Genomic DNA, 13463 nt, shown 5'->3' with positions numbered 1-13463 from the left:
GGTGGAAGTCCGATATGAACAGCAGATGTGAATGGGTTTGTGAGGAGCAGGGTGAATTTTGTTATGCAAATAGTAGCCTGAGCCGTAATTCCTGCGTAAAAGGAAAGGGTATTGATGCGAAATGCTGCGTACTTTTATTTCTTGTCAGAAAAAGTACAGCATTATCGAATTTTTCGGTAATGCTTTTATATTTGGCACAGATACCCGATAAGAGGCAATGGGTATAAAGCTCCATTGCAACCTGGGTGGCACCACGGCGGATAATGTAAGTAATGTCTGTCGTCCCTTGATGATACACGTTTGTGTATTGTCAGAGGACGGCAGACTTTTTTGTTATTATCAGAAAGGAAGGTTTATTATGATGTATCCCGCACTTGAAGAGACAAAAGAATATCTGAAAAACTATGGCACAGTGCCTGTTTTTTACGAGCTGCTGACAGACAGCTTCACCCCCGTGAGAATGTTCGCGATACTCAAGGAAAATTACGAAAACTGCTTTATCCTTGAGTCGGTGGACAACTCAAACCGCTGGGGACGCTATTCCTACATAGGTCTCGCGCCCAAGGCGGAGATACGTGTAAAAAATAAGCAGGCGGATATCATTTACTCCGACGGCAGAAAGGAAGTTAAGGACGCTTCCGACCCCGTAAGGCTTTTCTCGGATATCATGGAGAAATACAAGTCCCCCAAGTTTATAAACTATCCCAAGCTCACAGGCGGTCTTATCGGATATTTCGGCTACGATATGGCGAGATATTACGAAAAGAAGCTGACAAATATACCGAATGATGACCTTGATATGCCCGACGCAAATATGTTCATCTACAACGAGATAGTCGCCTATGACCACCTTTCAAACAGAGCGGTAATTATCCTCAATATGGATAAGGAAGCCATAGAGGAGCTGGCTGAAAAATCGGGCGAAAGCTTTGACAAGGCGGCTGAGATGATGTACGAAAGCCTCGGAGACAGAGCGGAGAAGCTGGGAAAGCTCCTTTGCAGATACGTTCCCGAGCCCGCTCCCAAGGTGCTCACCCCTGCGGAGATAACCGTCAGGTCAAATTACACCAAAGAGCAGTTCTGCGAGATGGTTGAAAAGTGCAGAGAGCATATCACGGACGGCGATATCAGCCAGATAGTTATCTCCCAGCGCTTTGAAGCGGAAAATCCCCCCGACCCCTTCGATGTCTACAGAATGCTCCGCTCCACAAATCCCTCCCCGTACCTTTACTACTTCGACCATAAGGATTACTGCATCGCAGGCGCGTCTCCCGAAATGCTGGTAAGCGTTACGGACGGCGTTGTCCTCAATAAGCCCATCGCAGGCACATATCCCAGAGGCGCAACGGCAGACGAGGATATCGAGTTTGAGAAGAAGCTCAAAAACGACCCCAAGGAAAGAGCAGAGCATACCATGCTTGTTGACCTGGGCAGAAACGACGTGGGAAGAGTCTGCGCCCCGGGAACGGTGAAGGTAACAGACTTTATGAGAGTCGAGCGCTATTCAAAGGTAATGCACCTTGTTTCCGACGTTGAGGGACAGCTTGCAGAGGGCAGAACTCCCGTTGACGCACTGATGTCCGTCCTCCCCGCAGGAACGCTGTCGGGCGCACCCAAGGTAAAGGCTATGGAGATAATCGACAGCCTTGAGAACGTAAAGCGCGGACTTTACGGCGGCACAGTGGGCTATATGGCATTCTCGGGAGATATCGATACCTGTATCGCCATCAGAACAGTGCTTTTCAGAAACGGCAAGGCATATGTCCAGGCAGGCGCAGGAATCGTCTATGACAGCATTCCCGAAAATGAGTATGAGGAAACCAAACGTAAGGCAGCAGCAGTGCTTAACGCACTGAACGGAGCCGCACAAATGTAAAGTCCCCACATACGAAATTGTCCCCAAAAGATAAAAGTTTCGCTCAAGCCTTTTCCAAAGGCTTGCAGGGGTCAAGGGGGCTTGTCTTGTGGGCAAGACACATCGCCCCCTTGTCGCCCTTCCGCAATGATAAACAGAGTTTATCTGCGAAACTCCTTATCCTTGCAAGAGCTCCGCAAAGGGGTGAACCCCAAAACAGTCCTGTGGACTGTTTTGGGGGAGGGGATTGGTCTTGTAAACAAGCCCGCCCTGCGATAGAGGGCGGGCTTGGAACAAGACACATTCCCCAGGGATTGTTAAGGGCTTGCCCTTAACACAATGCGCCTTTGGGCGCATTGCCGAGCCTCGAACAAAGTAACATCATAAGAAAGGAAAATCCGCTATGATAGTAATGATAGATAACTACGACAGCTTCACCTATAACGTATATCAGGCAATGGCAAGCCTTTATAACGATATCAAGGTTTTCAGAAACGACGAGATAACCATTCCCGAGATAGAAAAAATGGCTCCCGAGGCACTGGTCATCTCCCCCGGTCCCTCCTATCCCAAGGACGCAGGCATATCCGTTGAAGCAATAAAGTATTTCGCAGGAAAGCTCCCCATCTTCGGCATCTGCCTCGGACATCAGTCCATAGGCGAGGCATTCGGCGGAAATATCGTCAGAGCAAAGGCTCCCATGCACGGAAAATCCTCCGTAATAAAGATAGACAGCTCCTGCCCCATTTTTTCGGGTCTCCCCGATAAGATAACCGCCGCAAGATATCATTCTATCATAATCGAAAGAGAATCCCTCCCCGAGTGCCTTAAAATAACCGCCGAGACCGAGGACGGAGAGATCATGGCTGTGGCGCATAAGGAATATCCCATTTACGGCGTGCAGTTCCACCCCGAGTCGATCCTTGCGGAAATGGGCGTGAATATCATCTCCAATTTCCTCACTCAGGTGGTGGGAGTAAAGACCACAGGCGCAGGCGTTTCACCCATTCCCATGGAGAAGAGAAGCGCTCTGAAAAAATACATCGCCAAAGCCGTTGACGGCTCCGACCTCACCGAGGAGGAAGCCTTTGACGCAATGAACATCATTATGAGCGACGCCGCTACCCCCGCTCAGATAGCCGCGTTCCTTATAGATATGCGCATGAAGGGCGAGACCATCACTGAAATAACAGGCTTTGCAAAAGGTATGAGAAGCAAGGCGGCTGTGATAGAGGGCTTCCGTTCAGCTGTGGATATCGTGGGCACAGGCGGCGATATGGCAGGCACCTTCAATATCTCCACCACCTCCTCCTTTGTTATCGCCGCAGCAGGTATAAACGTGGCAAAGCACGGCAACAGAGCCGCTTCCAGCAAGAGCGGCGCCGCAGACTGCCTTGACGCCCTGGGCGTAAACATCAAGCTCTCCCCCGAAAATGCGGCAAAGTGCCTTGAGAAAACAGGCATCGCATTCCTCTTTGCACAGTTTTTCCACGGTGCAATGAGATTTGTGGCTCCCGTCCGCAAGGAAATAGGCTGCCGCACCTTCTTCAATATCTTAGGTCCCCTCACAAATCCCGCTCTTGCCGATTATATCGTCCTGGGAATTTACGACGAAAAGCTTGCCGACCTTATGGCAAACGTGCTTATCCGCCTTGGCATAAAGGGCGCAATGGTGGTAAACGGCAGCGACGGACTTGACGAGATAACCATGACAGGCGTTACCCACGTCTGCGAGGTAAAGAACGGCAAGATAACAAACTACGACATCGACCCCCATGACTACGGCTTTGAATACTGCACACCCGATGACTTAAAGGGCGGCACACCCGAGGAAAACGCACGGATAACCCTTGACATTTTAAGCGGAAAGGACATGAGCGCAAAGAGAAATACAGTTATCCTTAATGCAGGCTGCGCGATCTACTGCGCAGGAGGCGCAAAGGATATCGCAGAGGGCGTCAATATTGCCAAAGAGATGATAGACAGCGGCAAGGCTCTCGCAAAGCTTAATGAGATGAAAGCATTTACAAACGAGGTTTGATATGATACTTGATGAAATAGCAGCAAAGAGAAAAGAACAGCTTGAAAGGGAAAAGGCGGCTGTCTCCCCCGCTGAGATGAAAAAGCGTGCAGCAAATGCCGCATTTCCCGTTCACAGCTTCAAAAAATCGATCGCAGACGAGGGACTTTCGGTCATTGCCGAGGTAAAGAAGGCGTCCCCCTCAAAGGGACTTATCCAGCCCGATTTTGACCCCGTAAAAATTGCCCGTGAATACGAAAAGGCAGGGGCAAAGGCAATATCCTGCCTCACAGAGGAGCATTATTTCCGGGGCTCGTCAAAGTACCTTTCGGATATCAGAAAAAATGTGAACATTCCCCTTCTCCGCAAGGACTTTATATTTGACGAGTATCAGATATATGAGGCAAAGGCGATCGGCGCAGACGCAGTTCTGCTCATTGCCGCCCTGCTCACAGACGAGGAGTTCAAGCCGCTGTATGACCTGGCTCACTTGCTGGGACTTGACGTTCTCTGCGAGGCTCACGATGATACAGAGGTGCTCCGCCTTGTGAGAATGGGCTGCGATATCATCGGGGTGAATAACCGAAATCTGAAAACCTTTGAGGTGGATATCGAAAACACCAAGCGTCTTGCGGGGCTTATCCCCGAGGGAACACTTCTTGTGTGCGAAAGCGGAATAAAAAACAACGAGCATATGATATCCGCCCGCTCATGGGGCGCTGACGGAGTGCTTATCGGTGAAACTCTTATGAGAAGCGGTCTGACGGGCATTTCCGAATGTATGAAGTCTCTCAGGGAGGGCGTATGATAAAGCTTTGCGGAATAAGGCGGCGGGAGGACGTGAGTATCGTAAACGAGTTTCTTCCCGATTACATCGGAATGATACTCACCGAGGGCTTTCGCAGAACGGTGGATATGACCACCGCCGAGGAGCTTTCAAGGCTTCTTGACAAGCGGATAAAAAAGGTGGGCGTATTCGTAAACGAGCCCGGGGAGAATGTGAAGTGCGCCGCAGAAAGGCTCGGGCTTGATGTGATACAGCTTCACGGAGACGAGGACGGGGAATATATCCGCTCCCTCCCGGTAAGCTGCGAGATATGGAAAGCCGTCAGAGTCCGTTCATCGGAGGATATACTCCGTGCCGAAAAGCTGGGCTGTGACCGCCTGCTCCTTGACAGCTTTGTAAAAAACGCCGTTGGCGGCACAGGCATTGTGGCAGACTGGGACATCATCAAAAACACGAACATTTCCCTCCCCTATTTCCTTGCAGGAGGAATAGGCGAGGATAATATAGGTGCGGCTCTGAAAATTTGTCCGGATATCGACCTTTCGGGCTCCGTTGAGACGGACGGCGTGAAGGACAGGGAAAAGATACGCAGGATAACAGAGCTTTACCGCGATATAACGCAGAAAGGAATACAGATATGAATAGGATTGGAAGATTTGGCGAGTTCGGCGGACAGTACGTTCCCGAAACTGTAATGAACGCCGTTCACGAGCTTGAAGAGGCATATGATAAATACAAGGACGACCCCGATTTCAAGGCTGAGCTTGCGGAGCTGTACAAAAACTATGCGAACCGCCCCTCAATGCTCTACTTTGCAAAGCATATGACAGAAGATCTGGGCGGCGCAAAGGTGTACATCAAGCGCGAGGACTTGAACCACACAGGCGCGCACAAGATAAACAATGTTCTCGGACAGATCCTCCTTGCAAAGCGTATGGGCAAAAAGCGCATCATTGCAGAAACGGGAGCAGGTCAGCACGGCGTTGCCACCGCGACGGTATGCGCTCTTATGGGGCTTGAGTGCTGCGTATATATGGGCGAGGAGGACACCAAAAGGCAGTCCCTCAATGTTTACCGAATGGAGCTTTTAGGCGCAAAGGTAGTTCCCGTCAGCAGCGGCACCTGCACCCTCAAGGACGCCATCAACGAGGCAATGAGAGACTGGTGTACAAATATCGAGACCACATTCTACTGCATAGGCTCCGTAATGGGACCCCACCCCTACCCCGAAATGGTAAGGGATTTCCAGAAGATCGTGGGCGAGGAGATAAAGGCTGAGCTTATGGAGCGCGAGGGCAGGCTTCCCGACTGCGTGGTTGCCTGCGTAGGCGGCGGCTCCAATGCCATGGGAGCATTCTATGACTTTATCCCCGACAAATCTGTAAGGCTTGTGGGCGCAGAGGCGGCAGGCAGAGGTATAAACACCGCCGACACCGCCGCAACTCTCTCCTGCGGCAGCGTGGGAATTTTCCACGGAATGAAGTCAATGTTTTTGCAGGATAAATTCGGTCAGATAGCTCCCGTTTACTCCATTTCCGCAGGTCTTGACTACCCCGGCATAGGCCCCGAGCACGCAAACCTCTGGAAAACAGGCAGAGCGGAATATGTTCCCGTTACCGATGAAGAGGCTGTGTGCGCCTTTGAATATCTCTCAAAGACCGAGGGAATTATCCCCGCAATCGAGTCCGCCCATGCAGTTTCTGCGGCAATGAAGATAGCTCCCACAATGGGCAAGGAGCAGATAATCGTCATCAACCTCTCGGGCAGAGGGGACAAGGACGTTTACTCCGTTGCACGCTACAGAGGTCATAACATCGAAAACTCATGATTTTACAAAGAAAGGATATTTATCACTATGAACCGTATAGATAAATGCTTCGGGGAGCTTAAAGCTCAGGAAAAAAAGGCTCTTGTGACCTTCATCACCGCAGGCGACCCCGATATGGACACCACCGTAAAGACCGCTCTTGAAATGTTTGATAAGGGCGCGGATATAATCGAGCTGGGCGTTCCATTCTCCGACCCCATTGCCGAGGGCGTTACCATTCAGAAGTCCTCTCTCCGCTCTCTGAAGGGCGGCACTACTCTTGACAGGATATTTGCCGCTGTGGACGAGATACGCAAAGAGACCGACAAGCCTCTTATCCTTATGATGTATCTGAACACCATTTTCGTGTACGGCACCGAAAAATTCTTCTCCCTGTGCAAAGAAAAGGGCGTTGACGGCGTTATCGTTCCCGATATGCCCTATGAGGAGAGGGAGGAGATACTTCCTGCGGCGCAGAAGTACGGTGTGCATAACATCAACCTTGTTTCCCCTGCCTCCCACGACAGGATAAAGCGTATTGCCGCAGATTCGGAAGGATTTTTATACTGCGTTTCCTCAAACGGCGTAACAGGCGTCCGCTCCGAATTCAAGACGGATTTCGACGAATTTTTCGGACTGATAAAGGAAAATGCAAAATGCCCCTGCTGCGTGGGATTTGGCATTTCAAGCCCCGAGCAGGCAAAAAAAATGTCCGCCTACTGCGACGGAGTTATCGTGGGCAGCGCCATTGTGCGGATAATGGAGGCAAACGGCGCAAATTCCCCGAAGGCTGTGGGAGAATTTGTAAAGAGCCTGAAGGACGCTATGGAATGATACTAATTCTCAATCAACCTATAGACAAATCCTCGGCTAGAATAAGCCCATTCGTCGTCAAGCTCCCTTGCCGGGCGGCAAGCCCGCCTGCGGTCGCTTTCCTAGACTGGACTTATTCTATCTGTCGGCTTTGTCTATAGAACGATTTAGAATTAGTATAATACATAAACGAATGACCCCGAGCTGCGGTTTTAAATCAGCCGCAGCCCGGGGTCATTTTTTTAAAAGATATTAGCCCTTATCCGCATAAAAGCTTTCATCGGAAAGTCTTTTTTCAAACTCTTCCTTGGGAAGGGGACGGTCGAAGAGGAAGCCCTGTGCCATGCTGCAATGATTATCACGCAGGAACTCCGCCTGTGCGTGAGTTTCAACGCCCTCGGAAACTGCCTCCATATTCAGCTCGTTCACCATATTAACAATGTTCTTGACAACTATCCTGTCGGTGGAAATGCCGCCGTCAGACTCGTTTATATTAGTGAAGAAGGACTTGTCCAGCTTGATAACGTCCACGTCAAGGTCCTTTAAGAGATTAAGCGAGGAATAACCCGTTCCGAAATCGTCGATGGAGGTGGCAACACCGTTGTCCTTCATTCTCTCCACAAAAACGCTCATGGCGGTAAGGTCCTCGGCGCCTGTCATCTCCGTTAGCTCAACTTCGATATATCTGCCGTCTATACCGTACTTTCTGATAATGCCAAGTATCTGGTCGGCAAGGCGCTGATTGTGAAGATGGCGCTTGGAGAAGTTCACCGATACCCTGACGGGGTCAAGTCCCATTTCCAGCCAACGCTTTATATCGGCGCAGACCGCTTCAAAAACGAAGAAATCCAGCCTGCATATGCTGCCCTCTGTCTCGAGAACGGGGATAAAATCCATGGGGGGAACAATCTGCCCGTCTCTCACCCATCGGCAAAGCGCCTCGCAGCCGCAGAGCTTGTTGTCCGAAAGGCGGACCTTCGGCTGGTAATAGACCACAAACTCGCCGCTTTCCAGAGCCATGGGGAACAGCGTGGAGATCTTCTTTTTATGTATAGCCTCTTCCAGATGCAGGGGGGAGAAGAACACAACGTCCTTGCGCTCGTCGCTTTTTGCGGCGTTGAAGGCTATGGAGGACTTGTTCATGATATCCCCCATGGTATCGGTCTCCACAGCCTCATAAATGCCCATACGGAGCCTGAGATTATAAAGCTGCTTCATCTCGCCCTCGCCCATCTCAAAGGAAAGAGCGTCCACAAAGGCGCGAAGGTCGGTTATCCTGCCCTTTTTGATAAGGAGGACGAAATTATCTCCGCCCAGTCTGGCAAATTTGCCGTCGTCCTTTACAAATTTATCCATTGCCAGGGAAAATTTCTTCAGCAGCACATCGCCCTGCCTGCTGCCGAAAAGCTGATTTACATATTTGAAATTCTTGATATTGATAAAAGCAGCGGCATAGTTAACAAGCTGATGCCTTGCAACCAGCATACCGCCGTATTTCATAAAGCCCTCAGTGTTGCAGATACCCGTCATACGGTCGATGTACAGGCTTTTTTCCATAAGGGACATAACTCTTGCTCTGCCTGTGATTATATAACAGTTTTTGGAAATCAGGCTTATCATAGCCTTTTCCTCATCGTTCCACTTTTCGCCCCTGACAGGCATAAATTCTGAAACGACCTTTCCGCCCTCATGAGTCGTATAATTTATTACCACTCCGTCATTCTCATATCCTTCGGGACTCAGAAACATTTCGCCGCTTTTGACGACCCCCTCAGGCTCAAACTCATTGGGAGGAGCGGAGAGAGACAGCTGCACTCTGCCCAGTCTGAGATCCCCTGCAGCAAGCTCAAGAGCCTTGCATACTTCACCGATGGCATTGTCCATATCAACAGCATTCTCATTTATCTTTTCCAGAAAAGTCATAACGCCCCTGCAAAATGCACAGTTTTCCATTCCAATTTCCCTTTCAAAAATTTATGATACTCCCGATGAATTATTTAACTTATGTAAAATTATACCACAATATGAAAACGTTGTCAATTGTCATTGTGCTAAATTTTATTATACTTACGCTTGTTTCGATACCGCATAATGCGCTATGGGCTGAAAATCAGACCCGAACAGCGCGCCCGGGTCTGAGAATTATTTTCTGCCTGTTATTCTTCCCCTGCAAGCTCCTTGTAAAGACCGATGTACAGCTTTGCGGAATTATCCCAGCTGAAATCATTTTTCATAGTCTCGCTGACTATCTTAGCCCATGCTTCCTTGTCCTGATAATAGTCGCAGGCTCTGTTTACGGCGTTCAGCATATCGTGAGCGTTGTAGGTCTTGAAGGTAAAGCCGTTGCCGTTCTCGCCGCCCGCGTCTCTTACGCTGTCTCTGAGTCCGCCCGTCTCTCTTACGATGGGCAGGGTGCCGTAGCGCATGGATATCATCTGCGCCAGACCGCAGGGCTCGCTCTGGGAGGGCATAAGGAACATATCCGCGCCTGCATATATCTTCCTTGCAAGGTCGGGCACAAAGCCCAGAGTAACGCTTACCTTGTCGGGATATCTCCATGCCATCTCCTTGAAGAAGTCCTCGTATATCTTCTCGCCTGCGCCCAGCACCGCAAATTTGCAGCCCAGACTCAGCATTTCCTCGAACACATACTTGATAAGGTCTATACCCTTGTGGGAAACAAACCTTGTGATAATGCCGATAAGGGGCTCGTCGCCCGAGGCAAGCTTCAACGACTTCATAAGCTCAGTCTTGCACTTTGCCTTGCCCGAGATATCATCGGCAGTGAAATGTGCGGGGAGAAGGGGGTCGTGCTCGGGGTCGTAAAGAGTGGTGTCAATGCCGTTGAGGAAACCGCAGAGCTTGTACTGCTTGTTGGTGAGCGCCCTGTCAAGACCGTGAGAATACCATGGGTCAAGTATCTCCCAGGCATAACTCGGGGAAACGGTGGTTATCTTATCGGCGGTCTCAAAGGCTGCCTTCATAAGGTTCACCGCGCCGTCATACTCAAGGAGCTTTGCATGGTACATAGGTATGCCCATAATATCGTTGATAACGTCCATGCCGTACCGACCCTGATACTGAATGTTGTGAATGGTGAAAACGGTCTTGATGTCCTCATAGCCGTACTGGAATTTGTAGTAGGTCTGGTAATAAACGGGAACAAGAGCGGTCTGCCAGTCGTTGCAGTTGATTATCTGGGGTTTCCAGTCTATCTGCTTGATAAGCTCAAGAACCGCGCGGGAGAGGAATACAAATCTCTCGCAGTCGTCGTAAAAGCCGTAAAGTCCGTCTCTTGCATAGTAATACTCGTTATCGAGGAGGTAGTAGGTAACGCCGTTTGCCTCGCCCTCGAACACGCCGCAGTACTGCTTTCTCCAGCCCACGTCCACGGTGAAGTTCTTGACGAATTTAAGCTTTTCGCGGAGTTCGGGCTTAACGCTTTTGTATAAGGGCAGAACTACGCGACAGTCGTGTCCCGCCTTGCACAGAGCCGCAGGCAGGGAGCCCGCCACATCTGCCAGTCCTCCCGAAGCCGCATAGGGAAGCGCTTCGGAAGCTGTGTACAGTATTCTCATATATATTCAAATCCTTTCTCTCGGAAGGTATAATTGCCGCAAATCAAAAATCTTTCTCTCAGAAAAACCGAGCCTGCGGAAACTAAGCCGCAGGCTCGACGTCATACTTTGATATCAAGCCTGTGCTGGCTTTTGATTGAAACTTCTCAGATCTCTGCGCCCTTGCCGATGTAGATGGGGTAATTTGCAGAGCCTGTAAGTATCTTCTGGTCGGAAATATTAACGACCTTGTCGGTGATAACACAGCTTATGCTGCAGTTTTTGCCGATAATGCTGTCCTGCATAATGATGGAATCCTTGACAACAGCGCCCTTTGCCACCTTTGCTCCTCTGAACAGAATGGAGTTCTCGACTGTGCCCTCGATAATACAGCCGTCAGCGATAAGGGAGTTCTTTACCTTTGCGCCGATAGCGAATTTTGCGGGAGGATTATCGCGTATCTTGGTGTAAACGGGAGCATTGTCGGGGAAGAGTCCCTTTCTGTTTTCGGTGCTCAGGAGAGCCATATTTGCGTCATAGTAGCTCTTGATGGAGGTTATCTTGGAGAAATATCCCTCGTGCTTGTAGGTCATTATCTTGTATCTGCTGCACTGAGCCTGGAGAATGCTCTTTGCAAAGCTGTAAACGCCCTTTGCGGCACCGTCTGTTATCATGCTCATGAGCAGGGGCTTGGAGATGATATAGGTGTTGAGGGAGATATTGCACTCGCCGCTTATCTCGGGATTGATGAGGACGTTGTTGATGCGTCCGTCTGTGTCAATGCCGAAAACGTTGGTATGAGCGGCAGCGTCAAGGTCAAGGTAGGACTTTGCGTAAACAGCGGTGATATCTGCGCCGCTCTTTACATGAGCGTCATAAAGCTTGTTGTAGTCAAGGCTTGTTACAACGTCGCAGTCGGACATGATAACATAGTCTGCGTCGGAATGACGGATAAAATCGGTAATTCCGTAAAGAGCCTCAAGTCTGCCTCTGTACATACCGCTGGTGAGGTTCGAGAAAGGAGGCAGCAGATGAAGTCCGCCGTTCTTTCTTGACATATCCCACTCTCTGCCGGAGCCTAAGTGGTCAAGGAGGGACTGATAGTTGGACTTGGTAACAACGCCCACCTCGTCAATGCCCGAATTTGCCATATTGGAGAGGGTGAAATCGATAAGTCTGTATCTGCCGCCGAACATGACCGAGCCCATTGTTCTCTGACGGGTAAGCTCGGGAACTACGTCCTCGTGCATATTGGCGAAAATTACGCCCAGTATCTTTTTATTTAAGCTCATTGTATATTAACCTTCCTTCCGTGAAAGCTCTTACTTCTTCTTGATATCGGGGACCATCTGCTTGGGACCAACGACCTGACCCTCAGAAATGGTTATCTTGTTTCCGATGACTGCAATGCCCCAGTCGTCGCGGTTTTCCACCGTTTCGGGACGTGCGCCCACGTGTGCGCCCTTTTCGATGATGCTGTTCTCGCCCACGATGGCATACTCGACCACTGCGCCCTCCTTGATAACGGTGCCGGGCATAATGATGGAGTCGGTAACGGTAGCACCCTTTTCAATGGTAACTCCCTCGTAGATAACGGAGAAGTCGATATTTCCGTCAATGTTGCAGCCCTCTGCTATCATAGAGTTCTCAACGTTGGCATTGTCGCCTATGTACTGAGGAGGGAGAACGGGGTTTCTGGAATACATCTTCCAGTCGGGGTCATAAAGGTCGATGGGGATATTGGGGTTAAGAAGGTCCATATTTGCTTCCCAGAGGGAGTCAAGAGTTCCGACGTCCTTCCAGTAGCCGTCAAAGGTCCATGCAACAAGCTTCTCGCCTGCGTTCATCATATTGGGAATGATAGCCTTGCCGAAATCCTTGTCCTCATCGGGGTTGTTCTCATTGTCGATGAGGTACTGTCTCAGCTTGCTCCAGGTAAAGATGTAGATACCCATTGAAGCAAGGGTGGAGCGGGGGTTCTTGGGCTTTTCCTCAAAGTCCACGATGTTGCCGTCGTCGTCGGTTATCATAATGCCGAAGCGTGAAGCCTCCTCCATGGGAACGTCCAGAACGGCGATAGTGGCAGCGGCGTTCTTCTCCTTGTGGTAGCTGAGCATTACGTTGTAATCCATCTTGTAGATGTGGTCGCCGGAAAGAACTACAACATAATCGGGATTGTAGCGGTCAACGAAAGCGATGTTCTGGTAAATGGCGTTTGCGGTGCCCTTGTACCACTCTGCGCCCAGAGCGGTCTGATAAGGAGGCAGGCAGTGAGCGCCGCCGTACTGCTTATCAAGGTCCCAGGGCTGGCCGTTTCCGATATAATCGTTAAGGACCAGAGGCTGATACTGGGTGAGAACACCCACGGTATCTATGCCCGAGTTAACGCAGTTGGAGAGGGGGAAATCGATTATCCTGTATTTTCCTCCGTAGGGAACGGCAGGCTTTGCCATATCCTGTGTGAGGGCATACAGACGGCTGCCCTGTCCGCCTGCCAAAAGCATTGCGACGCATTCTTTTTTAGTGTACATCTTTAAAATCCTTCCTTTCGGTATTATGCGGTTGGGGTTCTCGTTTAAACCGGGACTCGAGCAAATTTTCGTCCATGACTTTGTTTGGCTTCA

The 13463-nt window shown here is 50.1% G+C and carries 10 protein-coding genes; 6 read left to right on the top strand and 4 right to left on the bottom strand.

Translation table 11 applies throughout. From position 1 onward, the window contains the following. Positions 1–358: 358 nt before the first annotated feature. The 6 genes from trpE to trpA all read left to right on the top strand — a co-directional run bounded on the left by trpE (position 359) and on the right by trpA (position 7303). A complete protein-coding gene (trpE, locus tag ACI4J0_RS08025) occupies positions 359–1876 on the top strand; it encodes an anthranilate synthase component I (RefSeq protein ID WP_439765291.1) in 1518 nt (505 codons plus the stop codon). Between the two features lie 382 nt (positions 1877–2258). Then, positions 2259–3896: a bifunctional anthranilate synthase component II/anthranilate phosphoribosyltransferase gene (locus ACI4J0_RS08020; protein WP_439765290.1), complete on the top strand. Its 1638-nt coding sequence runs from the start codon at positions 2259–2261 to the stop codon at positions 3894–3896. Position 3897: 1 nt separating this feature from the next. Further along, entirely contained in the window at positions 3898–4683 is a 786-nt protein-coding gene (gene trpC, locus ACI4J0_RS08015) for an indole-3-glycerol phosphate synthase TrpC (RefSeq protein ID WP_439765289.1), read from the top strand. Beyond that, the gene (locus tag ACI4J0_RS08010) at positions 4680–5303 is read left to right on the top strand and encodes a phosphoribosylanthranilate isomerase (protein WP_439765288.1); all 624 of its coding nucleotides are present in this window, start codon (positions 4680–4682) and stop codon (positions 5301–5303) included. Before trpC ends, ACI4J0_RS08010 begins: the two co-directional genes overlap by 4 nt. Further along, complete coding sequence (gene trpB / locus ACI4J0_RS08005) at positions 5300–6490, top strand: tryptophan synthase subunit beta (RefSeq protein WP_439765287.1); 1191 nt, start codon at positions 5300–5302, stop codon at positions 6488–6490. Before ACI4J0_RS08010 ends, trpB begins: the two co-directional genes overlap by 4 nt. Before the next feature lie 27 nt (positions 6491–6517). After that, the gene (gene trpA, locus ACI4J0_RS08000) at positions 6518–7303 is read left to right on the top strand and encodes a tryptophan synthase subunit alpha (protein WP_439765286.1); all 786 of its coding nucleotides are present in this window, start codon (positions 6518–6520) and stop codon (positions 7301–7303) included. Positions 7304–7534: 231 nt separating this feature from the next. Here the strand turns inward: trpA and ACI4J0_RS07995 are convergent, their stop codons facing one another. From ACI4J0_RS07995 to ACI4J0_RS07980, 4 genes are all read right to left on the bottom strand, one after another. Next, entirely contained in the window at positions 7535–9235 is a 1701-nt protein-coding gene (locus ACI4J0_RS07995; RefSeq protein WP_439765285.1) for a putative bifunctional diguanylate cyclase/phosphodiesterase, read from the bottom strand. Between the two features lie 203 nt (positions 9236–9438). Beyond that, positions 9439–10860, bottom strand: coding sequence for a glycogen synthase GlgA (glgA, locus tag ACI4J0_RS07990; protein ID WP_439765284.1), 1422 nt, complete (start codon positions 10858–10860; stop codon positions 9439–9441). A gap of 146 nt (positions 10861–11006) precedes the next feature. Further along, on the bottom strand, positions 11007–12131 hold the full coding sequence (gene glgD, locus ACI4J0_RS07985; RefSeq protein ID WP_439765283.1) for a glucose-1-phosphate adenylyltransferase subunit GlgD: 1125 nt from the start codon (positions 12129–12131) through the stop codon (positions 11007–11009). A 30-nt stretch (positions 12132–12161) separates the two neighbouring features. Continuing rightward, the gene (locus tag ACI4J0_RS07980; protein WP_439765282.1) at positions 12162–13370 is read right to left on the bottom strand and encodes a glucose-1-phosphate adenylyltransferase; all 1209 of its coding nucleotides are present in this window, start codon (positions 13368–13370) and stop codon (positions 12162–12164) included. Positions 13371–13463 lie beyond the last annotated feature (93 nt).

This window comes from Huintestinicola sp. (assembly GCF_051882455.1).
In the GTDB taxonomy this organism is placed as follows: Bacteria; Bacillota; Clostridia; order Oscillospirales; family Ruminococcaceae; genus Huintestinicola.
Note: the sequence above shows the minus strand (reverse complement) of the source record. Positions and strands in the feature narration are given on the sequence as shown.